Raw genomic sequence first — 26,993 nt, 5'->3', positions numbered from 1 at the left:
TTAATATATCAATTTTGGTAATTGATATTAGGGAAGTTAAAAATGAAAGAGTTGATGAAAAACGTTTTGAAATCATTCAAATCATCTTTTTTGCTAATTACAGCATTAGTTTTTATTCTGTTTAGTATCATTTTTAGTTCATTGTCTTTATCATTTCTTAATGATAATTTGCAATCAAGTATTAATTCCATAAATGCATATGGTAATAGTGCTAATACTATAGTGGAACAAAACTATCAGACAACAGCACCAATTTATTCTGTTGATGAAAAACTAACTCCAACTAAACAAAAGACATATGTTTCAAAATTTGTCTATCAGACATCTGATTCACAAAATAACAATGTTCTTTTCCCGTATTCGCCAAATGATTTTTCTAATTCTCTAGTTAATTCAAAACCATGAGAATACCGTAAAAAAGGAATCTTAAGAGCAAATGGTTCAACTATTACAAATTTAAATGGTGAAAATGATTTTATTCCTAAAAATATAAATACTAGTGATCATACTAAATGATTTGCTTTGGGCTGATCATTTGCAAATGCTAGTGGTATTAAATTGTTTGATCCAAATAATTTAATATTTGTGGGGAATAATATTTCAGATTTAAAACTAGGTGGTTATTTTAATGAAACTGCAGGTCAAGTAGATGAATTAATAACATTTAATGAGAGTAATTATGTTGCAAATAAAAATACCTGAACAGATATTTATGCTTTAAATAATGCAACAGTTGCAACTTCAGGTTTAGAAGGAACTTATAAAAATAGAATAGTTAACCTTCCAACATCTACATTACTAAAAAATGTAGTATCAGTTACAAGATATGCAGAATTATATGATGCATTATTTAAAAATGTTGAAATGAAAGAAGAAAATTTCTATACTTTAACATTAAACTATAATAATTTGTCTTCAATCCAAAAACAAGTTATTGATAAATTTTATACAAAAGAACAAAAAGATAATATTTTAAATAAAAAAGTATTAATTAAAGATTCATGGTTGGACGAAAATTTAAAAGCTGAAAATAAAGATAATCTTGAGAAAAAGAATGAACTATTAAAAAATTGATTGCAAAAAATAGCATCACAAGAATCTGAAAAATTAAATAAAGAACTAAGTTCCAAATATGATTTGTTGTCAGAAAAATTTTTGAATGATCAAAACATAACATACAATAAAAACAAATCTTTCACTTTACCATATTCAGATTCATCAATTAGTTACCTAGTTTCAAGAAAAGGAAATGAAACTATCGATAGAATTGTTTACTCAGATGGTAGTAGATTACAAAATAGCACAAAATATCTAGACATGGCTAATGCCATTAATGATGTAGTGATAACAAGTGATAATAAATCATATTTATACAATTTACTTTATTTAATGTTAAGTGGTTCGGTTACTACTGGAAATGAATATTTAAAAAGTGTCTACAATAAAGGTGTTAATGTTTTAAATTCATTGAATGATGGATTAGCAGTTAACAATGAAAATTATTCTGAATTTTTTGCAATATATCAACCAAATATCACTAAACAAGAATTGGTTGAAACTAAATATCAAAGAATAGATATTAAAACTAGTTATCTTGATGGTGTTGACACTTTTCCAACTAACAATACTTTTAGTATGTTTAATCCATATAGTTTTGCAACAGTGGTTCCAGAAAAATATTTGGTTACAAATAATAAAAATGTATTACCTAGATATGTATGACAAGAAGCATTAAACAAAACAAGTGACGACTTTAAAAAATGACTAGCAAATCTTGATTCTAGATATTATTTTAAAGTTAATACATTAACTTTTGTCATTATAGGTTCTGGTATTTCACCCGAGATGGTTTATCCTTCAAGCTCTCTAGAAAGTTTAATTATTAACCCAAAAAATGAAATATTATTATATGTAGACGAACAAGGTTATAAATCTATTTTAAATACTCAGCCAACTATTTTCGAAAACAAATACTATGCAGCTCAAATAGATAAAGGTAGCTATCAAGAAACCAATAAATATATAAATAATTTAAATAAGATTTATAAAAGTGAATTTAATCAAAACTCAAATTCTAATCTTGTATATAATATTGGAGATTTTAAAAACAATAAAAATATTTTAACTTTTAGAATTGTTTTGCCAAATCAAATAAAATTATATATCTCATCTATTGCAATAACTGTAATTGTAATTCTTGTGGTTGTGGGTATATATTTAACATATCTATTGGTTAAAACATATATTAATAGAAATTTAGTTCAATTAGCAATTATTAAAGCTAATGGATTTAGCAATTTAAGAATTACTTTTGGAATATCATTATTTGGAATGTTTGTTTCATTAATTGCAGGTATATTTGGTTATATTGCAGCACTATTTTTACAAACACAATTCTTACAAGTTGTTTCTACATATTGATTTATATCTATTAGTTTATCAGCATTTTCGATTCTAACTTTTTTTGGAACATTTATTATTTCATTTATTTTGTTTTTCATTTTTAGTTACATAATATTGACTATTAGATTTAAAACTCCTATATCTCAATTAATATCTCAAAACACTGAAATGAAAGCTAATAAAATATTGGGATGAAGTAAATTTAGTTTATATAGTAATATGGATAGCCCATTATTTAAATTTAGATTAAATCTTTCATTTAGTAATATAGGTAGATTTGTGTTTTATACATTATTATGTTCTATAGGTTTAGCGTTTATAACAGGTTCTATTGTTTTAAGAGAAAAATTTGAAGAGTCACAATACAACACTTCTATAAATAAACAATATAATTACAAATTTGATTTAACAACACCAACAGAACAAAGTGGGTTATATAAATATCAAAAATATAGTGAACTTGGATTTAGTGATCCAGAAAAAGGAATTTACCCAATTTATAAAGGAATGGTTAACAAAACAAAATATGAAACACCATCAATTTATAATTATCCTTACAAATTAGAAGAATTAAAAATTTATGATCCTGTTACAAATGAGCCAAAAAAAGATGCTAATGGAAATGAAATTTATTTTGGAAATATTTTATTACCTTCTTACAATGCAAATTTAATGTTAGAGCGTGATTTAAACTTTTCTCAAAATGTTGTATTAAGTAAATGATTGCTTGATTTTAATTTTTCAACTATTGGAATTAATCCATGACAATTTGTTAAAGAAAGTTTATCTCCTGAATTGGTTGCAAAAGTTGAAACACAAAGCAATAATTTTTTAAAAGCCATTTATGAGTCTAATAATAAATATATTAAAAAAGATTTAGATGAAAATAAATTTATTTTATATGACCAAACATCAAACACATATATATTAAATTCAAATGCTGTGGTTGATCAAACTACACTAGATCCATCAAAAATTAAATTTAATTCAAAATTTTTAAAATTTATTGGTGAGGTTTATGGAGTTGAAGAATTAAGTAACAAGGATGTTAAACTTTCTTTTGGAATAGTTCCATATGATAATAATTCAGAAACGTTTACATATATAGATGCATCAACGGTGCTACAAAAAAATCCATTAGATATAAAAATTGTTGGTATTAATCCAGAATCAAAAATGATTCAATTAAGAAATGATAAATCTCAAATGATTAATAATCTTTTAAAAGAACCAAATACAATAATTGTTAATAATGGTGCTGCTTATAAATATAGAATAAAAGTTGGGGACATTATCAACTTTAGTGTTAAAAATTCATATTATAGATATAGTGAAAAAATATTATCTAATCAAAATATTGATATATCAAAGTATGAAGCAGCAAAAATTAAATCATTTAAAGTTGTTGTAATTGCAACAAGTTCATTTGGTGAAGAATTTTATACATCACAAAAATCAGCAAATGAAGCAATAGGATTAAACTTAAATTTATCTAATCAAGACCAAGGTGCAAAAGTTTATTTAAATAATCAAATAACAGAAAGAGATAAAATTAAAAGAAACTATGTATCAAATGATAAATTAATTAAGAGTGGTTATGTTCCTTTCAACGGCATAATTTCAAACTCTAATAATCCTATACTATTAAACAATAGTTTAGTTTTCTATAGTTCTATAGGGTCTTGACCAAATATTTCTAAATTTGACAGAAATAGTTTGTTAAATTATTCAAAACAAGAAGAATGACAAGATCCAGGTAAAAAAAGTGAAATGAATTATCAAAACTTAAGGATTAGACAAAATGAACTTTTATTTCAATTAGTATCACCACAAAACAATAGTTTTATAAATGAAGCTGATCTTTCAAAATTTAATACAATTGCAAGTACATTAGTAAAAGAATACCCATCTGATGAATCAATGTCACAATTTATTATTAGTATATTTGGTGCAACACCAATCAATGTTAATTTATCTGGACTAGATAATAATTTATCAATAACACAAGTTTATGTGAGCATTGTTAATACAATTAAAATTGTTCAAATTATTGGGATGTCTATAGTAGCACCAATAATCATAATTATGATATTTGTTTTAACTTCATTAATGATGAGTGACATTAAAAAAATAATTTCAGTTTTAAAAACATTGGGATATTCAGATAAAGAAAATATTTTAAGTATTTTATTTACATATTTACCAATTATTTTAGTTGGATTGTTATTGGGATTTGCATTATTTGTAGGTACAACGTTTATAATACAATTTTTAGTGTATGGAATTTCGTCAATATTCATTAGTGCATCTATTTCTTGATTGCCATATCTTTATGGCGCTTTATCAATAATTGCAATTTTATTAGTTAATTTTGCTATTATGGTTATTTCATTGAAAAGAACAAATTTAAAAGTAGTTATTAATTACTTGGAATAAAAAATAATATAATTAATTTTATTAAAAACGAAACATATAGAAAAAACAAATTATTGTGATAAATTGTATTTAACCTATTTATACATATAGGCAAAGGAAGTAAAAATTATGAAAAAGAGAATATTTAAAAAATTGGCAATAGGCTTGTTGCCAATATCTTTGGTAATAGTACCATTAGCGTCATGTAGCAATAATAACACTTTGAATACAGGACAAAATGGAAGTAATAATAATGATTGAAACCCAAATATAGGTGGTTCAATAAATGATAATAGATATAATGGAACAATTGATAATAAGATAATTGAATTTATCTCAAAACCAGTCCATGTTGATATAGTTGATACAAGAGATAAAACAACTTATGATAAATTAGAAAGTATAAGTAATTTCTTAAATTACAATATTGATAATGAATATATAAATCTTGTATCTGAAGAAGGAATTAAAGGAGATTTGTATAGTTTTATTAATTCTATTTTTAGGGATAACAAACGAGCTTTTTCACTTAAATTAAACGATGAACCAACTATAAAAGTTTCTGATGTTAAAACTAAATCAAAAGAAATCAAAAAACAAGTTAGTTTGAGCTTATCAATTGATGTAATTAACGAAGAAAACAAAAACCAAACTTTTAAATTATTATCTAATACATATGAATTAATTTCTAATTCTAAATACACTTTAAAAATTTCATTTGAAAATCAAATTCCATCTTTTTCTATTAATAGTGTTAATAATAGATACTTTTTGGGATTAAAATTCAATAATGTAAATTTTATTTTTAAAGACCAAAAAGATAAAGAGTTAGGAAATTTTACTCTTAACAACTTTACATTTACATCTAATCAATTTTCTTATAATTTCAAAAAAGAATTCTTATATTTAACAACTGATTCTGATTATAAAGATGTTTTATCAAATAAAACAGTTAATGATATTTTAAAAAGCAAAACAGATGAACAATTTAAAAAAGAACTTCAACAACAATTTTTAAATAATCAAAATCAATATAAAAATGTCTTGGTCATGATAAATAATTTATTTAAATCAATATCTGAAAAAGATAGTCTTGAATCATTTATATCTAAAAATGCTTCTGGTGTATTAACACTATTAAGTAAATTTAATGTAGTGAATTTAAGTGATAATATAAATAAATTAATTACAGACTTACTAAATAAAGATAAATCTGTTGTACAAGTTATTCAAGAAGATAAACAATACATTTTAGAACTTATTAAGGATTTAGTAGGCAACAATCAATTAATATTATCAGTAGCTGAAAATATTTTAGATTTAGTAAAACCTAATTTACCTGAACAAGAACAAAAAAACATTGTAGATCAAATTAACTCATTAATTGGACTTATTGGTAATTCTAGTGATAAATATCTTTTCATTGTAGATTTAGTAAAAAGTTTATTATCTGGCCAAAACATATATGATTTTGTTAAAACAGCTTTAACAAAACCAGGTGTAAAAGAATTAATTAATAAATTACCAGAAAATATAAAACCACTAGTTAATTTATTAGTAAAAATTATTGAAAGTGGTGAATTATCTAATAACTTAATCAATGTTATTTTTAAACACAAAGATGAATTGATTAAAATCTTAAATACTCTTATCCCAAATGAAACTATTAAAAAGGTTATTGACGTTTTAATAACTAAGAATACAAATTTCACTGAAGATAATTTAAATGCTATTTTTAGTAAAGTTTTCTATTCTTTAACACAAGGTTTACTAAGTAATTTTGATAATGGCAAGAGTGAATTTAAGAATTTTAAATTTGATAAAGAAAAAAATGAATTTACTTTTGATTTTTCTACAACATATCAAATAACTAAAGAATTTAAATGAGAATTAAAACCAATAGTTGATTTACTTCCAAATAAACTTAATTTAAAAGACTTTGGATTAAATACTAATGAAATTGAAAAAAAAGTTAAAGAAGTTGGTAAGGGTTTATTAAATTTAAATAATGACATAGGTAAAGAATGATATATTTTTGATAAAAAGGATATATTTGGATTTATTCCACAACATATAGATTTTACTATTGGAGATTCAATTGAATTTACAAACACAGCTAAAGATCAACAAATTTGACTTAACCCACAAAATATTGGTTCAAAAGAATTTTTTGGATATAGTGTTCCAACAGTATCAGGTTTTAGATTAAACTTACCTGGTGGTGTAAAATCTATTGTTAGTCAATATAAATCAACAGATAATTACTTTGGATTTACTAAATTATTTATTGAGTTTTTAACACAACAACATAATTTTTACCAAAACGTTTCTGTAATTGATAATAAAAATGAAATAACAGATGGACTTGTTTATAATAATGATTTATATATAAATAACATTCCATATGATTGAAAAATAACTTTAAATAAAGAATTTAAAAACAAGGTTAAAACAAATTCAAAAAAAGATGTTCTTACTGAATATAAAGTAAAAACAAGTAATAATGTTGAAGTGGTATTGAATAGTTATAATTTAACAAATAGTTTAACACAAGAACAATTAGGAGAAGAGTTGATAAAAGACTATGATACTGTGTTTAAAAATTCACAATATAAACCATTTATTATGTTAAATCAAATTTCTGATTTTACAGACCAAACAACTATTATTCCTTTAAGTGTTAAAATTCTTTTTGGTATAGCAACAAAGTTTAACATTAATGTTAATGTAACAAATTTTACTTTTATGGTTAGTTCATATTTACCTTTTAAAACATATAACAATAAAAAAGAATTTGTTGACTATTTATACTCACAAACAGGTTCTTATTTAAAAGCTGGTATTTCATATTCAACTTTAGTTAATGAAACATTCTATAATGATTGAATTGTATAGTTATATGTTTTATAAAATAAAAAATAATTTGTAAAAAATAAATGATATTTATGTTGTTATAAAAGTATTTTTTGATTTATAACAACCATCAAATTAGTATATCTGTTTTAATAAAAAGTATTATAATAATTAAATAAATTAATCACTTGGGAAACCTAGTGATTAATTTATTGTTTTATGTATATAATTTGGGGGAATTAATGATAAAGCTATTAAAGTTTTTAAAAGGTAAAGACTTATGATTAACTTTTATTAGTTTTATTTTAACTATTTTGCAAGTTGTTGCAGATGTTGTTCAACCGTTCTTATTATTTCAAGTTCTAAATCCAAATGTAACATTGGTTAGAGTTTTAGAACTTGGCGGTATAATGCTTGCTGCTGCGATTTTTGGTTTTATATGTGGGACTATATCCACATATACAACAGCTAGAGTTGGGGTAAGACTGGGAAGTCATATTAGGGTTAGTGCTTTTAAGCATATTCAATCTTTAACATTTAAAGAAATTGATCATTTTACAACACCATCATTAATTACAAGAATAACTAATGATATTATGTTTTTTCAAAACACACTAATTCTATCTTTAAGAATCGTGTTAAGATCATCACTTTTATTTTTTGGAGGATTAGTTGCAATATTTGTTTTAGGAAATCAAATAAACTTATATTGAATAGGATTTATTTTCCTAGCTATTGTAGTAGTTTTAATCACAATAATTTCTATTATCTTCTACGTTGCAATTCCATATTTTAGAAAACAACAAAAACTAATGGATAAAACTAACGGGGTGATGAGAGAAAATTTACTTGGTGTAAGAGTTGTTAAAGCATTCAATTTACAAAAAGAACAAATTGAAAAATTTGATGCTCAAAATAGTAAATTAACAAAAACATCAACAATCGCAGGTAGATGAATTGTTTCAATTATTCCTATTATTTTCTTTTTAGTTCAAATTTCAACAGTTCTTATAATTATTTCAATTGGTGCATCAAAAGATTCTGTTAATTTACATAGTAGTGCAATAATTGCTTCAATAATTCAAATTTCTTCTTTAGTTGTTTTAGGGCTAATTTTAATGGTCACAGTATTAATAAATATTGCTTATACAAAAGCATCATGTGACAGAATAAATGCAATATTTGCATCAAAACCTTCAATTGAAAGAAATCAGTCAGATAATATGATTGAAACATCACATGTTAAATTCAATGATGTAAGTTTTAAATATTTTGCTAATGAAGAAACAGAATATGCACTAAGAAATATTTCTTTTGAAGCTAAACCTGGTGAAATGATAGGTATTATAGGTCCAACAGGTAGTGGTAAAACTACTTTAGTAAACTTAATTACTAGAATGTATGATGTCACCAAAGGTCAAGTATTAATTTCAAACAAAGATGTTAGAGAAATAAATTATGATTCTTTAAGAAATAGTATTGGTGTTTCCCCACAAAAAAGTTTATTATTTTCAGGTACAATAGCAACTAATTTAAAATATGGTAAAGAAGATGCATCTGAAGAAGAAATGACAGAAGCTTGTGAATTTGCTCAAGCGATGGAATTTATTAATTCTAAAGATGGAAGATTTGATGCAATTGTTGAACAAAGAGGTACAAATTTATCTGGTGGACAAAAACAAAGAATTTCAATCGCAAGAGCATTAATTAAAAAACCTAAAATATTAATTCTTGATGATTCAACAAGTGCCCTTGATATGATAACTGAAGCTAAAGTTCAACAAGCAATTAGAAAATATAAAAACACAACAATTTTTTTAATTGGTCAAAGAATTAGTGCTATTTCTAAAGCTGATAAAATTATTGTTTTAGAAAAAGGGAAAATGGTTGGTTATGGAAACCACAATAACCTAATGAAAAATTGTGAATTATACAAAGAAATAGCAATGTCACAAGGAGGTGTTAAGTAACATGAAAGTTAATGTTAATACAGCAAGTGATCAAACAACAAGTGTTACTACAGTTGCTCCTGTTAAAAAACAATCTAGTTTATGAATAGCTATAAAACTTTGTTATAAGTATATAAAGTTTTCTAAGAAAGCTTTTTGAATTGCTTTTATGTCATCTACTTTATCAACTATCTGTAATATTCTTGTAATTATAGGAGTTGGATACCTTAGTACTGTTTTACAAAACTATATATCAAATGAAGTAGCTTGAAAAACTCTTTTAACTTTTTCTATTTTAGTATTAGTTGGATTCTTTTTAAATGCATTAACCAATTTCATTATGAATTTCTTTATGACCTATGTGGCCCAAAGGATCGGTTACCATTTAAGGATGGATTTATTTAATAAATTACAAATGCTTAAATTACAATACTATGACACTCACGAAAGTGGTGACATAATGAGTATTTTGATTAATGATGTATTTAACCTTGTTATTTTTATTTCTCAAAATTTTGGTCAGTTAATGTTTGGTTTTACAACATTAGTTGGAATGATTATATTAATGTTTTTTATTTCACCATATATGGCATTAATAATAATTGCATGTTTTCCATTCCTATTACTATACATATGATTCTTATCAAAAAAATCTATACCAGCTTTTTATAGACAACAAAAAGAACTTGGAAGAATGAATGGATATATTGAAGAAATTATTTCAGGTCAAAATATAGTAAACTTATTTAGCCAACAAAAAAACACTGAAGCTCAATTTGAAAAAATCAATGCCACTTTAAACAAAGAAGCTGAAAAAGCGCAAAGTATGAGTGGAATCATGATTCCTTGAATGAATTTTATCAATACATTTTTAATTATTGTTGTTATTGTTATTGGAATGGTTTTTATTACAACTAAAACTCCATTTGGTAGTGATTTATTTCAAAAAATAGATTATAGTCAATCAAATGAAATTGTTTTAGAAAAAGGAATTGCATTAATCACATCGTTTATGTTGGCATCAAGAAATTTAACTCAAACTGTAAACAACATTATTGGTATGATAGCATCACTTCAAGCAGCACTTGCAGGTAGTGTTAGAACTAATGAAATGTTTTATTTACCAAATGAAGATTTAGAAATTGAAAAATATAATGTTGATAGTTTAAAAGGAAAAGTTGAAATTAAAAATTTAAACTTTGGTTATATTGAAAATAAACCTGTTTTAAAAAACATTAATTTAACAGCGGAACCTGGAGAAACAATTGCAATCGTTGGACCAACAGGAAGTGGTAAAACAACAATTATAAATTTATTAACTAAATTTTATGATATTAATGATGGGGATATTCTTTTTGATGGTCATAGTATAAAAACAATGGTTAAATCCAGTTTAAGAAAACAAGTTTCTGTAGTTTTACAAGATACTTATTTATTTTCAGATACAGTAAAAGAAAATATTAGGTATGCAAAAAAAGATGCAACTGATGAAGAAATTATAAATGTTGCTAAAATTGCTAATTGTCATAATTTTATAATGCAATTAGAGAATGGATATGAAACTCAACTAACAGAAAATGCTAGTGAATTATCTCAAGGTCAAAAACAATTAATAGCAATAGCTAGAGCAATGCTCTCACCATCAAGTATTTTAATTCTTGATGAAGCCACATCAAACATTGATACTAGAACAGAAATTGTTGTTCAAGATGCAATGTTGAAATTAATTAAAAATAAAACATCATTTGTTATAGCTCATAGATTAAGTACAATAAGAAATGCAGATAAAATTGTTGTAATCAAAAATGGTGAAATAATTGAGATGGGAAACCATGATCAACTAATTGCTAAAAAAGGTTTTTATTATCAACTTAGTAACTCAAAGAGTGACAAAATAGATCAAGAAGATTAAATATTATTTAATAATCAACTCCAACTCATAATCTATATAGATTATGAGTTTTTTATTTTTTTAAAAAAAATTTGTAGTTTCTATTAAAAATAAACATTTATATAGTGGAGGGAATATGGAGAAAGTATTATTATTTTTTACTATAAAGTATAGAGGAGACTGAGATGCAATTTTTTATGCATTATCAGCAAAAGAAGCAATAACATATGAAAGTGCACAAAAACTTTATGTGCTTCATAAAAATCACTATATATCATTAATTGATAGAAATTATCCAATTCATTTAAAGAGTATATATAAACCACCATTTTCATTATTTGTTTATGGTAATAGAAGTTTGTTATTTAAAACAGATAGTTATGTTTCTATAATTGTTGATGACAACAATTTAAATCAAAAATTATTGGATGATATATTAAAAAATAAATTTGTTGTTTATATTGTGGATTTTAATCAAAAGAAATTAATAAACTTTTTATTAGAAAAAAATATTAGATTTATAGCATTATATAAATATGGTTTAAATAACATTAAAAAAGATGATATTTTTGAAAAAATTATAGACTCTAATAATTTGGTTATTACAGAGATTCCAAATAAAATTAAATCTGACTATTATGATCAGTCTTTTTTAAGAATTATTTTTGGAATATCAAAAAATCTTATTTTTGATTGCCATGACAAAATTAAATTAAAAGAACTTCTTAATATATTAAGGATAGAAAAAAGTAATTTCTATTGATATGACAATATAGAAAACATATTTGAATTTAAAAAGATAAATTCTATAAGTGATTTTTTTGAAAAAAAACTACTTCACTAATTAAAGTTGTAATATTATATTTATATGAAAAATGAAAATGAAATAAGTAAAGAAGAAATAAATATAACACTTCAACAAAATAATAAAGTGATAAAAAACACTACAAGAGAAATAGATCAAAGATTATTAAATAAAAACATCAAGACACAACTGATATTTAATATTAGTTTATTTTGTCTTGGTGTTTTTATTAGTTTATTAGTTGGTTTTTTATCTAACCTTACAATTTCTTTTTTTTATGGTTTTTTAATTTCTATTCCATTTATTATTTTTGCAATTTATATGAATTATTATGAATTAAAGAAATTAAAACAACTTGTAAGAGAAAGAAGATTTTCATTTTTTATGGTTATATATTTTATTAAATACTCAATTATTGTTGTTTTATTAGCTTTAAGTATCATTCTTCTTATATTAAAAATAGAAAGTTCTGTAATTAATTTTTATGGAATTTTATTTGGAGTTATAATTTTAATTGCTATTATTATGAGTAGCGTTTATTTTTTTAAAAAGAGTTTGAACACATTCCAAAAATAATTTGCCTTGTGTCTACCCTTTTTATAGGGAAAGGAGGTTGCATGTTAGATTTTGTATTATATGCAGCACCATGAAATTCTAATGGTGGATCAAGCGATTCTTGAATTAATAATGGTTCAGGGGAAAATGCTCTTTCTACCGCAACAGAATCTGGTGGTTTAAGTGCTTGAGATTACACAAAGATTGTGCCTCAAATTTTCTCTATAGCTCTTGTTGCTTTTATTCTACTCGCTATTTTTGTATATTATTATCGAGCTTTGAAAAAGTTAAACGGAGAATCAGCACCAAAAGGTTTAGCTTTACTTTTATTCACTATTATTGAATATTTTAAAAAGTTATCTTTTGATACTTTGGGTTATAAATTTTATAAATTCACACCATATTTTCTAACATTATTTTTATATATATGATGTTCAAATATGATAGGAATTTTAGGTTTTGAAAATCCAACCAGTTCAGCAACAGTTACATTCTCAATGGGAATTGTAACTTTTATTGGAACTATTGTTGTTGGTTTTAGATATCAAAAATTAAGTTATCTAAAAAGATTTACATTTAATATTCCAATTAAAACTAAAAAAGGCTCTACAAAAATTCCTGTAATGGTAAACCCACTTGAAGTTATTGGGAAAATAACACCATTAGTTTCTATTTCATTACGTTTATGAGGAAATATTTTTGCTGGTGGATTCATATTGACTTTATTTTATGCGTTGCCAATGACATTTATAGGTCATGATCCAACAAAAGAAACTTGACACCCAATAGTTATAATTGCAGGTGTTGTTGCACCACTATTACATAGTTATTTTGACTTGTTTGTTGGTACTATACAAGCATATGTATTTACTCTATTAACAATGGTTTATTGATCTTTAGAACGTGGAGATGATGAATCAATTGAACTTAATGATAGACAATATAAATTTATTGATTATTATCCTGATGGATATGTAAAACTTAGCAGTGTCTCTAGTGTTTAATTTTTATTAAGCGCAAGACACTCGTTGTATTTTAGTTAAAGGAGAAGAAAAAATGGAATTATTACAATTTATTTTAAATGCCGTAAGAGAAGGTGAGCTAAGAACTGGTTTAGCCTATGTTGGTGCAGGACTTGCTATTATTTGTGCTTTAGGTTCTGGTATTGGACAAGGTTATATTTCAGGTAAAGCTGTTGAAGCTTATGCTAGAAACCCAGAAATGGGTGGAAAAATTACAACTACTTGAATTGTTAGTTGTGCGATTGCAGAATCTGCTGCAATATATGGATTAGTTATTGCGATTTTACTAATATTTGTTAAACCTTAGTTTTATTAAATACATTTTGTATTTTTTACATTTATATATTAAAGAAACTAGGTGATTAATGTGTTAGAAAAAGTTATAACAATAATTAATGCAACAGCTGCCCCTGGTGGTGATGAAATTGTTAATCAATTATTTCCTAACTTATGAGTATTTATTGCTCATATTGTTGCTACATTGATTATCCTTGGGGCAATTATTTGATTTGCTTGAAAACCTACAAAAGAATTTTTAAAGAAAAGAAAAGATGTCATAGAGAAAAATGTAGTTGAATCTAAAGAAGCAAGAATTGAAGCAAACAAAAATCTTGAAATTTCAAAACAAGAATTACTTGATTCAAAACAAACTGCTAGAGAAATTATTAATAATGCAACTCTTGAAGCTGATGAATTAAGAAAAGATATTGAAAAGAAAGCTAAAAACAGAGCAGCATTTATTGAAAAAGAAGCAAGTGAAAATATTAAAAAACAAGAGAATGAATTAAATAAAAAAATGAATTCACAAGTTTTTGATTTAGCACTTGATGCAGCAGAAGTACTTCTTGGTAAAAAAATTGATAAATCTGAAAACAAAGATTTAGTTGATTCAATTATTAAAGATCTTGAAAGTACTAAATTAAAAGAAGAATAGTAAATGAATTTAACTTCACAAATTCATGAATATGCTAGTGCTTTGTATTCAATTGCTTTAGAAAATGACAAAAAATTTGTTGATGATGTACAAGATGTTTTTTTAGCATTCAAAAACAATAATGAAATTATAAGTATTTTGTCATCATTAAATTTAAGTAAAAACGAAAGAAAAAAAATTGTAGGTAAAATTTTTAATAATGAAATAAATAAACTAATTATTAACTTTATGTATCTTTTAATAGATAATGAATTTTTTGAAAATATTATTTTAATAATCAAAGATTTCTTTAAAATCTTTGACGAAGAAAAACAAATTCTACACGTTAAAATTTATACTCCATTTGCATTAGACGAAAATCAATTAAGTAAAATTTTAGAACTTATTAAAATAAAAACAAAAAAAGAATTAGTTTATGACATCATTATTGACCCAGCATTAATTGGGGGAATAAAAATTACATATAATAACAATGTTTTGGATTTTTCAATTAAAGGAAAAATTAATTCATTGAAAGATAAATTACACAATATAAATGAAGGAGGTGAACGTTAACTATGGATGTATCATTGGATAAATTTTCAAAAATCATTAAAGAACAAGTTAAAGAGTATGGAAATAAAGCCATTGTTTCAGAGGTTGGGAAAGTAATCAATGTTGGTGATGGAATTTCTCAAGTAAGTGGACTTTCTAATGTTATGCTTAATGAATTAGTTTTATTTGAAAACGGTTCTTATGGGATGACATTAAACCTTGAAGTAAATACTGTTGGTGTTGTAGTTTTAGGTGATTATGAAAATATTAAAGAAGGAAGTTTAGTTAAAAGACTTAAAACTGTTGTTAGTGTTCCAGTGGGGGACGAATTAATTGGAAGAGTTATTAATCCAATTGGAATACCAATTGATGGTAAAGGAAAAATTAACTATAAAAAAACTATGCCAATTGAAAAAGTTGCACCAGGTGTTATGACTAGACAGTCTGTTGATCAACCTCTTGAAACTGGTATATTATCAATTGATTCAATGTTCCCAATTGGTAAAGGACAAAGAGAACTTATTATTGGTGATAAGCAAACTGGTAAAACAACAGTTGCACTTGATGCCATATTAAATCAAAAAGGTAAAAACGTTAAATGTATTTATGTTGCAATTGGACAAAAAAACTCAACAATTGTTCAATTGCTTAATGTGTTGAGCGAAAATGATGCTATGAAATATACTACTATTGTTTCATCGTCAGCATCAGATTTACCATCACTTAAATACTTAGCTCCATTTGCTGGAATTACAATTGCTGAAGAATGAATGTCTAAAGGTGAAGATGTTTTAATTGTTTATGATGACCTTTCAAAACATGCTGAAGCTTATAGAACACTTTCACTATTATTAAGAAGACCACCTGGAAGAGAAGCTTATCCTGGTGATGTATTCTATTTACATTCTAGACTTTTAGAAAGAAGTGGAAGAGTTAACAAAAAAAATGGTGGTGGAAGTATTACAGCATTACCAATAATTGAAACACAAGCTGGTGATATTTCAGCTTATATTCCAACAAATGTAATTTCAATTACAGATGGACAATTATTCATGATGACAAGTTTATTTAATGCTGGTCAACGTCCAGCAATTGATGCAGGGTTATCTGTTAGCCGTGTTGGTAGTGCAGCACAAACAAAAGCTATTAAAAAAATGTCAGGTAGTTTAAAACTTGAATTGGCTCAGTTTAGAGAACTTGATGCTTTTAGTCAATTTGGTAGTGATCTTGATAAAGAAACAAAAGACATTTTAAGTCATGGTAAAAAAGTTATGAGTATTATTAAACAAAACCAACATATGCCATTGACTCATGAAAATGAAGTTTTATTACTTTATGCAATCAAAGAAAAAATTATTAAATGAATACCTGAACAATCAATTGAAGAATTTAAAAATGAAATTTTCAAATACTTCAATGATAAACCTGTAATCAAAAAGATTCGTGAATTAAAAGATGTAACAGATGAAATAAAAGAAGAATTAAATAAAGAATTTAATAAGTTAGTTGGCGATTTTGTAAAACATATTCCAAACTATAATTTAGGTTTTGAATCAGAATAATTTAAATTATGGCTTCGTTAAACGAAATTAAAAAAAGAATAAAAGTTATAGAATCGACTTCTAAAATTACTAATGCAATGAAATTAGTTGCTACATCTAAATTAAAAAAACAAAAAGATGCTTTTGCTAAAACAAATGATTTTTATAAATCTTTTTATAAAATATTTAGCATTGCATATCATGATAGTCAATTGAAATTAATTTTAAACAAAAATACATCAAATAATACTTTATGAATTGTTTTTACATCTTCAATGGGTTTATGTGGTGGTTACAACTTAAACATAGTTAAAGAGTTAAAAAATAACATTAAAGAAAATGATGTGATTATTTTGTTTGGAAGAAAAGGTTCATCAATAATTAAAAATAAACAAATCAACAATGAAATAATATTGCAAGTTGATATTGATGATAAAAATTTAAATTTTGATATATGTGACCTTTTATGTCAAAAAGTTGTTGAAGACTATTATGCAGATAAGTATCAAAACATAAAAATTATTTATATGAAATTTATAAATTCAATTACCTTTGAACCAACTATATTTAGTTTGTTACCACTTGATGATAAACTTAAAGATAAACTTGAAAAACCTGTTGGTGGTGGGTATTTTAAAGTAGAACCAAGTCCTGAATCACTTCTTAAGAAAATGCTTCCAAAGTATTTAGCAACATGTGTATATGGAGCTTTAGTTGAAGGAAAAATTTCTGAAAACGCTTCAAGAAGAAATGCAATGGATGGAGCAACAAAAAATGCTAATGATTTAATGGTTAATTACAAATTGGAATTTAATAGAATAAGACAATCAGATATTACACAAGAAATTACAGAAATTATATCTGGTAGTAGATCAGGAGGTGAATAATATGGACAAAGTAAAATCAACTAAAAAAACAGAATCATCAAAAACTGAAAAATCTAAAGCATCAAGTCCAGTTAAAAAAACAGTATCAAAAAAAGTTACTGGTAAAATTTATCAAATATTTGGTCCAGTTGTCGATGTTAAATTTTCATCTGATACGCTTCCAAAAATTAATGATGCATTAATAATTAAAACCAAATCAGAAGATCTTATTTTAGAAGTTTCTCAACTAGTTGGAGATGATGTTGTTAGATGTATTTCAATGGGTCCAACTGATGGATTAAGTCGTGGAACTGAAGTTATAGCCACAGGTAATACTATTATGGCACCAGTTGGTAAAGGTGTTCTTGGTAGAATGTTTAATGTTGTTGGCCAACCAATTGATGATAAACCAATGCCTAAAGATGTGACTTTTAAATCAATCCATAATAAAGCTCCTTCATTTGAAGAACAATCAACTAAAACACAAATTTTTGAAACTGGTATCAAAGTAATTGATCTTCTTATTCCTTATGTTAAAGGTGGTAAGATTGGTTTATTTGGTGGTGCTGGTGTTGGTAAAACAGTTTTAGTTCAAGAATTAATTCATAACATTGCAGTAGGACATGGTGGTTTATCTATATTCGCTGGTGTTGGAGAACGTACAAGAGAAGGTAATGACCTTTATTATGAAATGATTCAAGGTGGAGTTATTGATAAGACAGCACTTGTGTTTGGACAAATGAATGAACCACCTGGTGCTAGAATGAGAGTTGCTTTAACAGCTCTTACAATGGCTGAACATTTTAGAGAAAAAAATAAACAAGATGTATTGTTATTCATAGATAACATCTTTAGATTTACTCAAGCTGGTAGTGAGGTTTCAGCTTTATTAGGTAGAATTCCATCAGCTGTTGGTTACCAACCTACATTAGCTTATGAAATGGGACAATTACAAGAAAGAATTACTTCTACAAAAAATGGTAGTATTACAAGTGTTCAAGCAGTATATGTACCAGCTGATGACTTAACAGACCCAGCTCCAAGTACAACTTTTGCTCACCTTGATGCTAAAACAGTTTTAGATAGAAAAATTGCTTCCCTTGGTATTTATCCAGCAATATCTCCTCTTGAATCTAATTCAAGATTATTAGATCCAGCTATTGTTGGTATAAGACATTATAAAGTTGCTAGAGAAGTTCAAAGTATTTTACAAAAATTTGAAGAACTTCAAGATATTATTGCAATTTTAGGTATTGATGAACTATCTGAAGAAGATAAACTTGTTGTTTCAAGAGCAAGAAAAATTCGTAATTTCTTATCTCAACCTTTCTTTGTTGCAGAGAAATTCTCTGGTATTAATGGTAAATATGTTAGTACAGAAGATACAATTAAAGGTTTTGAAAAAATTATCAACGGTGAATGTGATGAAATCAATGAACAATATTTCTTGTATGTTGGAACAATAGAAGAAGTCTTTGAAAAACAAAAGAAAGCTTTATTAAAAGATGAAACAAATAAAAAGCTTAATCAAAATAATGATAGTAAAAATGTAAATGAAGCTAGTCAATAATTATGAGTAAACCAGAAAATTTAAGATTAAATATTCTTACACCTATTGGTAGTGGGTTTGATCAAGATATTGTTAAGATTGGATTTAGATGTACAGATGGTGATATTGTTTTGTTTAAAAATTATGCACCAACTGTTGGAACAATTAAATTTGGAAAAATTAAAATAACAGATATTGAAAACAAAGAACATTTTTATCTTATAGATGATGGAATGTTTTGTATCAATAACAATTTGTTAGAAATTGTGACTGGTTTTTTTGTTCCATTTAATCAAGAGAATATTGATCAACTTCAACATGATAAAGAAAGAGATTATGATGTATTAACTCATTTACCTAACCATGATTATTTTGATGTAGACATGGAAATATATTTAATAAAAAAAATTAAATCTATAAAATAAAGATATAATTATATCTATATGATAAAGTTTGAATCAGTTATCTTTAGAAAAAATTATAATAATAAACAAAATCATAACCATTTATTAAATAAAGATGGTAGTGATTTTGTTTTTTATTATAGTGATCTATATAAAAATGGTTTAACTTTTACAGTACATGAAAACAAAATTAATTTTTTAAATTGTAATAATAATGAACTATTAAATGATATTTTCTTTATCTTTACAGGATTTTATAAACCAGAGCTTGGAAATATTATTTTTGATGAGTACAATATAAATTCTTTTTCATTGAAACAAAAAGCTGATTTTATAAGTAAAAACTTTGCGATTATTAGTGAATTTGATGTTTATGAATTAAATAAAACTTTAATTGATCACTTGGTTTTAAAACTTGTTTGCTTTGGAAATAAAACTAAACAAGCACTAAAAGAAGCAGAACTGCTTTTACAATCATTTGGACTTTTTGAATATAGAAATTTAAAATTAAAACAATTAGAAGAAATAAAAATTTTAGATTACATTTTGTTGTTAATAACCATTAATAATCCTAAATATGTTTTTATTAAAGGAATAGAAAGATATTTCACAAATATTGATAATAAAAAATATTTCTTTTTAAATCTTGAAAAATTTTTGAAAAATCAAAATGACAATGCTATTGATGTAATTAAAAAAGATTTAAATGTACCATTTAAAACAGAACAATTAGCTAAAACTATAATCTTTTTTAGTAGTCAAAAAATAAATTACTATTCTAAAAAAACTTATGAATTATGTGTTGATAATAGCAATTATAATGATGTTTTAGTTATAAGAAATAAGCAATATGATTTAAACAATAAACATAATAAATTTTTTGAACAAAAAAATACTAATACTTTTAATTTGTTAAAATTAATGTTTAAAGAAAAATTTTTTCTTTTAATAATATTTCTTTTTAGTGAAATATTTTTAAATCTTGGAACAATTTATAGTTATATAGGTTTTAATGTTAATAACAACAATGGAATTATTATTGCTGTCTTTTCATTTTTTGTAATATTAAATATCCTATTCAATATTTTTGCAATAAGCATTTTGTTTGATAAATTTAAATCGTTAATATACAACACAATAATTACTGGTAACTATATCTTTAAAATATTTAGCTTATTTTTTTATTTATTAATTTATATAAATTTAATCACCACAGCAATTGTGATCATTTATCCTATAATTTTATATTCAACATCAACAAATGATCCTTTTAATATAACAATATTTATTTTCCTTTTGATATTTCCTTATCTAATATCGTTATTTAGTTGTGCATTAATATTTGCTTACCGTCATAAAAGAATCATAAGAAGACTAAATGAATTTATTTAATAATATTTTGTGCTTGTGTACATTTGTTAATGTACACATTTTTAATTTAAATATTAAATATAAAACCAGAAAATAAACCATTAATTCAAACTATTAATTTTTTGTTAGTGGTAATAAAAAGTTTTACTTTATAGTTTTTCTTTTTAAAATTAAATTAGAAGATTAGAAGAAATATATTTTTTGTTATAAAGTAAATAAAAATTTAAAATATAATATTATTTAATAAAAGATTATAATTCTAATAAAAATTTGGGGTTGTTTTTATGGGTTTTAAAAAAAGAAATAGATTAATTAAGATTTTTAGTTTAGCTTTAACAACTTCTTTGGTGACTATACCTTTAACTTCATGTTTTGGTAATAATCATAATAATAACATTAATCAAGGTGGTGGAATTGTTGATAATTCTACAGGGAGTTCAAATGTTGTTAAAAAAAGTTATGTTGAACCAGAAATTAAAGAATCTATTAGTGCTTCAGGTGATATAAAAGTTATTGATGTTAATAACGATAATGAAGATAAAGTTTATAGAAGTATAAAAGAATTTTTAACTAATGCTTTTGATGAATCTAAAATTCAAAATAAAGTTTCAAAAGAAATGTTTTTAAAAGACGCTTATTCTTATTTTTATAAAATATATGCAGAAAATAGAGGTATATTTTCTTTTTATTTCAATAAACCAACTGCTTTAGAAGTAACTAAAAATGAAGAAAAAAATGAATTAAAAGTAAGTTTATCTATTAGTTTAAAAATTGAAAACAATAGATATGATAAACAAGTATTCAATTTTGAAGGACATTCTATTGAACTAGAAGGATATGATTATTTAATACTAGATCTTAATATTGGTTCTCAACAACCAAAATTTATTATTAACTCAAGTAATAATAGATATTTTTTGGGTGTAAGTTTTGATAATGTTGAATTTAGTTTAACTAAGAGTGAATTCTATGTTCCAGAACAACCAAGCAATCCAAATGAACCAAGTAATCCAGAAGAACCAAGTAATCCAAATGAACCAAGTAAACCAGAACAACCAGATAATCCAGAACAACCAAATGGAACTAATGGTAAAAACACTTATTCTAATGAAGAGAACACAAGTGATGGAAAAATTAAATTTAGCGAAAATAATTTTTCATTTACTAAAAACACATTCTCAAATTTATTTTTAACAGAATATACATATGTAACTGATGCATTAGATTATGAAGGAGCTTTAGATCACGAACAAGTTAAAGCATATTACAATGCATTAACAGAACAAGAAATAAAAGATAGTATTGAAAAAGGAGTTGCAGGTAGTCAACAAATTTATAAAGAATTTGTAACGGCTGCTAATGCACTTGTTACTTCACTTGGTAATAATGATAATGCATTAACATTAATTAAAAAAATTACTCCAAGTTTTGTAAAAATCTTACAAGAATTAAATATCATACCAAAAGGTGAAAAAGTATATAATTTATTTATTGATTTACTTGTAGAAAACAAACCGCTAATTGTTGTTATTGCAAATAACAACCAAATCTTTACAGAAATAATTACTAGTTTAATTAGTAAAGATCCTTTTGTGGTTAATTTAATTAGTTCACTTTTAACTAAATTTAAACCCAACATGACACAAGATGAAAAAAATAAACTAAAAGAAGAGATTCATGGTTTATTGGGAAAATTTGGAGCTAACAATCTTTCATTTGTTAATGTTCTTATAGATTGTTTATTAAATGATGGAACATTATTTGATATGCTTAAAACTGCATTAACTAATGATGAAATCATTAATTTATTAAAAGGCGCAATTGGTTCTCAATTTTCAGCTATTATTGATTTATTGGTTGAACTTTTCAAAAATAATAGCATTAATAAACCATTAATTGAATTATTTGTTGATAATAAAGAAAAAATTATTGGATTAATTGGAAGTTTAATTGGCAATAATCAAACAATAAAATCTATTTTAAGTTTATTTCTTAATTCAGATGGTTTTAGCAAAGAAAACTTATTAGATATTTTCAACAAAACATTAAAACCATTAACTGAAGGGATTTTAAATAAAACAACAATTGATAAGAAATTTAATAATTTTTCATATGATAAACAAAATCAAAAAGTTACATATGATTATAGTTATGAATATGTTTTTAATAGTGAAATAACAATTGATTTAACACCAGTAAAAAAATTATTTCCTAAGAAAATAGATTTAAAAGAACTTGGTATTGATACAGCATCAATTGATAGTCAAGTTGATGGTTATCAAGTAATAAATACAGATAAAAGTGCTGGATATGAATGATATATTTTTAGTGATAATGATAATCACAAAGATATTACTGACATATTAAAACAGATTCCTGATAATTTAACATTTGGAAACAATGATAAAATTTCATTTAATTATAGTAATACAAACCAAAAATTATGACTTAATCCAACAAAAGATACAGATGGAAAATGATATTTTGGAATTCAATTACCATATGTTTTAAAAATTAGTTTGAATGCTCCATCAATGTTTGAAAAAATAAAAACTAATTTTGGAGATCAAACTCTTGGTGGTTATGGATTTAACATATGAAATGAAGTTGGTTTAACTATTGTTAACATATTATCTAAGGTTTATTCTACATCTGGAGTATTATATAGTTATGACGTAAACAAAATTTTAAATAATTTTGATTATAGAGATGATTTATATATGAAAGATTATAGTTTTTCTTATTTAAATTTAAATATAGATCAAAATACATTTAATTCAATAAATTCTAATTTTACATTAACTTCCTTAAGTAAAAATGAAACGGTTGGTAGTGAAACATTTTTTAATAAAATTAATGATGAAAATAATTTGAATAAAATGTTAATAACAGACTTTGAAAATTCTAATCTGAATAAGAATGGATATTTATTTTCTTATAATGCATTAAATTCTACTTACACAGGAACAGAAACAGCGAAAAAAGACAAAGTTGATAAAGGTGTTAAAATTAGAATTCCATTTAGAGTTTTAGGTAAAGTTGGTAATAAAAAAACAACATTGGATTTGGTCATATTTTTAAATATTTCTAATTTCTCTAATAATGTTTACTTACCATTCAAGGTAAAAACTTCTAGTGGTTGATCAAATAGTTTTTCTTTAACTAAAACAAATTTAGTTATTGATGCAGTTGCAGATGTTCGTGTTCCAATATTTAATTCAACTCTTAATTATGGAAAAGTTAAATTATCATTAGCAAATATACTTATTTAATTTAAATATTGTTTAATTAATTCAGCAAAAACTTATTATAAGTTCAATTGTTGAATTAATTTTTTTATTTATATAGTTACAATTGTTTTTTTGAATGAATTAAATTTATGATTTTTTTATATTTGTAAATAATATAATATTATTTGATATTTTAGAAAGGTATATTGATATCTTATGGAAAGAAAATTTAGCGATCAAGAAATTGAAAGACGTAAAAAATTAAAAGAATTACAAGATAACAATCAAGATCCATTTGAAATTGAAAGTGTTAAAAGAACAATGAATCTTGGGGATTTTAATAAAAAATATAAAAATGTTAAAGGTCATAATAAAAAGTTAAATATTAAGCTTGCTGGTAGAGTTATGGCTTTAAGAGAACCTTTTGGTGTTATTAAAGATTTTTATGGTAAATTACAGTTTTATGTAAATAAAAAACAATTACCAGAAAAAGTTTTTTCTTACTTTAAAAAAATGATTGATATTGGTGATATTGTTGAAATCATAGGATCTCCATTTAAAACTCAAAAAGGAGAACTTACAATTGATGTTAAAAAAATTAAAATTGTATCAAAAGCATTAAAACCTCTGCCTGAAAAATGACATGGTCTACAAGATGAAGAACTTAGAGCAAGACATAGATACGTTGATTTAATTACAAATGATGAATCAATGCATACTTTTGTATTGAGAAGTTTAATTGTTAGACACATGAGAAATTTTATGGATTCTTTAGGTTATTTTGAAACAGAAACGCCAGTACTACACCCAATTCTAGGTGGTGCTAATGCTAAGCCTTTCATAACTTATCATAATGCCTTAAAAAGAAATTATTACTTAAGAATTGCTACAGAATTACCTCTTAAAAAATTAATAGTTGGTGGATTTGATAAAGTTTATGAAATAGGAAGAATTTTTAGAAATGAAGGGATGGATTCAACTCACAATCCAGAATTTACTTCAATGGAAGCATATACAGCTTATGCAAGCATGGAAGATACAATGGATTTAGTTGAAAAAATATTCAAACATATTGCAAAGCAATTAAAAGTTAAAACAATTGAAATTCCTAATGGTCCAACAATAGATTTAACAAAAAAATTTACAAGAATTCACATGGTTGATTTTGTTAAACAAGAAACAGGTGTTGATTTCTATCAAATAAAAACTGATCAAGAAGCTATTGAAGTTGCAAAAAAACACAATATTGAAGTTGAAAAACACCAAAGAAATAAAGGTCATATATTAAATTTATTTTTCGAAGAATTTTGTGAAAAAAAATGTATTCAACCAACTTTTGTTTGAGGTCACCCTACAGAAGTTTCACCTTTATCTAAAAAAGATTACAAAAACCCAGGATACACTAAAAGATTTGAATTATTCATTAATACAAAAGAATATGCTAATGCTTTTGCTGAATTAAATGATCCAATTGATCAATTTGAAAGATTTGAAGATCAATTAAAAGAAAAAGATCTTGGTAATGATGAAGCTGTTGAAATGGATATGGATTTCATTGAAGCTTTAGAATATGGTTTACCACCAACAGGTGGATTGGGAATTGGTATAGATAGACTTGTAATGTTATTTTCAAAAAAAGTTACAATTAGAGATGTCTTATTATTCCCGCATATGAAAGATAAAATTTAATATATGGAATGAAATAAACATACAGCCAATTCAAGTTTTAAAGATGTGGTTAAATTCATAGATTATTTTTACAACCAATTAGCAGAAACGATTAAGCAAAAATACAACTTAATTAATTTAGACTTACCACTTGTAAGCAATATGAAAAGTGATGTAAATTTGCTTAATAACAATAGGGCAATTAATTTTGATAATTATAATGATAAAAATATTTATGAAATAATTTATGAACCAGATAATATGATTCGTTATTATTGTTGATTCCTTGAATTAACAAATAATGATGTTGTTGTTAGTAAATATAAACAAATAAATAGGGATGCAATAATAAATAATTCTTCATCTATTGAAAATAATATGTTAAATTTTGAATTCTTTATTTTAGAAGAACAAAAAAAAGAAGAATATGTTTTAGATTTAATTAATTATTTTTGGAATATTTTTTTAAAGATAGTTTATTCTAGTTCTTTAAATAAAAATTATAGATTGGAAACTAAAAAAATAAGATGTGTATCTTTAAAAGAAATTAAAAAAATGTATTTAGTTTTACCAATCAAAGATGCTGTTGATAAATTTATATTAAATAATGGAATTCATTTGATAAAAGATATATCAAACAAATTTGAACATGATAGTAATGTTTATTTGGAAAAGAGTTCAGATTCACATGATTTTGAAAATACATATAGTTTGTTATTTTTTGATGAAAATAGTCAACAAGTAAAAGAATTAATTACAATAACTTTTAGACCCAATTGAGACACTTATAAAAAACAAAAAGGAATAAATGGGGAAAAGATTTTAAATAATAACTTTACAGACATTTTAAAAAAAGATAGTGAAGTAAATACATGTAGTTTTAAAATTAATTTTGATTTGCTAATATATTATTTTTTAAGCAAAACTGATATTCAAGAAATTCCATCTTGCAACTCAGATTTTAATTTAGACAAAATTTATAAATTGTATTTTAATAAATAGT

18 protein-coding genes are annotated in these 26,993 nt (G+C 24.3%); all 18 read left to right on the top strand.

What is annotated here, in order from left to right; translation table 4 throughout:
* Window positions 1-42 precede the first annotated feature (42 nt).
* The gene (locus EXC57_RS03315; RefSeq protein ID WP_004025066.1) at window positions 43-4,839 is read left to right on the top strand and encodes an ABC transporter permease; all 4,797 of its coding nucleotides are present in this window, start codon (window positions 43-45) and stop codon (window positions 4,837-4,839) included.
* A 108-nt stretch (window positions 4,840-4,947) separates the two neighbouring features.
* On the top strand, window positions 4,948-7,713 hold the full coding sequence (locus EXC57_RS03310) for a P116 family lipid acquisition surface protein (RefSeq protein ID WP_004025065.1): 2,766 nt from the start codon (window positions 4,948-4,950) through the stop codon (window positions 7,711-7,713).
* A gap of 200 nt (window positions 7,714-7,913) precedes the next feature.
* Window positions 7,914-9,641 carry an ABC transporter ATP-binding protein gene (locus EXC57_RS03305; protein ID WP_004025064.1) on the top strand — a complete coding sequence of 576 codons (1,728 nt, stop codon included), beginning with the start codon at window positions 7,914-7,916 and terminating at the stop codon, window positions 9,639-9,641.
* Window position 9,642: 1 nt separating this feature from the next.
* Window positions 9,643-11,532: an ABC transporter ATP-binding protein gene (locus tag EXC57_RS03300; protein ID WP_004025063.1), complete on the top strand. Its 1,890-nt coding sequence runs from the start codon at window positions 9,643-9,645 to the stop codon at window positions 11,530-11,532.
* 115 nt (window positions 11,533-11,647) lie between these two features.
* A complete protein-coding gene (locus tag EXC57_RS03295) occupies window positions 11,648-12,355 on the top strand; it encodes an LOG family protein (protein ID WP_004025062.1) in 708 nt (235 codons plus the stop codon).
* Between the two features lie 24 nt (window positions 12,356-12,379).
* Window positions 12,380-12,892, top strand: a complete 513-nt coding sequence (locus tag EXC57_RS03290) for a hypothetical protein (RefSeq protein WP_004025061.1) — start codon at window positions 12,380-12,382, stop codon at window positions 12,890-12,892.
* 41 nt (window positions 12,893-12,933) lie between these two features.
* On the top strand, window positions 12,934-13,875 hold the full coding sequence (locus EXC57_RS03285) for a F0F1 ATP synthase subunit A (RefSeq protein ID WP_129692635.1): 942 nt from the start codon (window positions 12,934-12,936) through the stop codon (window positions 13,873-13,875).
* A 52-nt stretch (window positions 13,876-13,927) separates the two neighbouring features.
* Window positions 13,928-14,200, top strand: a complete 273-nt coding sequence (gene atpE / locus EXC57_RS03280) for an ATP synthase F0 subunit C (protein ID WP_129692634.1) — start codon at window positions 13,928-13,930, stop codon at window positions 14,198-14,200.
* 60 nt (window positions 14,201-14,260) lie between these two features.
* Window positions 14,261-14,827, top strand: coding sequence for a F0F1 ATP synthase subunit B (gene atpF / locus EXC57_RS03275; protein ID WP_004025058.1), 567 nt, complete (start codon window positions 14,261-14,263; stop codon window positions 14,825-14,827).
* 3 nt (window positions 14,828-14,830) lie between these two features.
* The gene (atpH, locus tag EXC57_RS03270; RefSeq protein ID WP_004025057.1) at window positions 14,831-15,382 is read left to right on the top strand and encodes an ATP synthase F1 subunit delta; all 552 of its coding nucleotides are present in this window, start codon (window positions 14,831-14,833) and stop codon (window positions 15,380-15,382) included.
* A gap of 2 nt (window positions 15,383-15,384) precedes the next feature.
* Window positions 15,385-16,923: a F0F1 ATP synthase subunit alpha gene (gene atpA / locus EXC57_RS03265; RefSeq protein WP_129692633.1), complete on the top strand. Its 1,539-nt coding sequence runs from the start codon at window positions 15,385-15,387 to the stop codon at window positions 16,921-16,923.
* 8 nt (window positions 16,924-16,931) lie between these two features.
* The gene (gene atpG / locus EXC57_RS03260; RefSeq protein ID WP_004025055.1) at window positions 16,932-17,789 is read left to right on the top strand and encodes an ATP synthase F1 subunit gamma; all 858 of its coding nucleotides are present in this window, start codon (window positions 16,932-16,934) and stop codon (window positions 17,787-17,789) included.
* 1 nt (window position 17,790) lies between these two features.
* The gene (gene atpD, locus EXC57_RS03255) at window positions 17,791-19,338 is read left to right on the top strand and encodes a F0F1 ATP synthase subunit beta (RefSeq protein ID WP_129692632.1); all 1,548 of its coding nucleotides are present in this window, start codon (window positions 17,791-17,793) and stop codon (window positions 19,336-19,338) included.
* 2 nt (window positions 19,339-19,340) lie between these two features.
* Window positions 19,341-19,742 (top strand): F0F1 ATP synthase subunit epsilon, encoded by a 402-nt coding sequence (locus EXC57_RS03250; RefSeq protein ID WP_129692631.1) that lies wholly within the window; start codon window positions 19,341-19,343, stop codon window positions 19,740-19,742.
* A gap of 18 nt (window positions 19,743-19,760) precedes the next feature.
* Window positions 19,761-21,113: a hypothetical protein gene (locus EXC57_RS03245; protein WP_004025052.1), complete on the top strand. Its 1,353-nt coding sequence runs from the start codon at window positions 19,761-19,763 to the stop codon at window positions 21,111-21,113.
* A 263-nt stretch (window positions 21,114-21,376) separates the two neighbouring features.
* The gene (locus EXC57_RS03240) at window positions 21,377-24,364 is read left to right on the top strand and encodes a P116 family lipid acquisition surface protein (RefSeq protein ID WP_004025051.1); all 2,988 of its coding nucleotides are present in this window, start codon (window positions 21,377-21,379) and stop codon (window positions 24,362-24,364) included.
* A 174-nt stretch (window positions 24,365-24,538) separates the two neighbouring features.
* Window positions 24,539-26,011 (top strand): lysine--tRNA ligase, encoded by a 1,473-nt coding sequence (gene lysS, locus EXC57_RS03235; RefSeq protein WP_004025050.1) that lies wholly within the window; start codon window positions 24,539-24,541, stop codon window positions 26,009-26,011.
* 3 nt (window positions 26,012-26,014) lie between these two features.
* The gene (locus EXC57_RS03230; RefSeq protein ID WP_004025049.1) at window positions 26,015-26,992 is read left to right on the top strand and encodes a hypothetical protein; all 978 of its coding nucleotides are present in this window, start codon (window positions 26,015-26,017) and stop codon (window positions 26,990-26,992) included.
* The last annotated feature ends 1 nt before the right edge of the window (window position 26,993 follow it).

It is taken from the genome of Malacoplasma iowae (assembly GCF_900660615.1).
In the GTDB taxonomy this organism is placed as follows: domain Bacteria; phylum Bacillota_I; class Bacilli_A; order Mycoplasmatales; family Mycoplasmoidaceae; genus Malacoplasma; species Malacoplasma iowae.
This window is presented reverse-complemented; position numbering and strand designations above follow the sequence as displayed.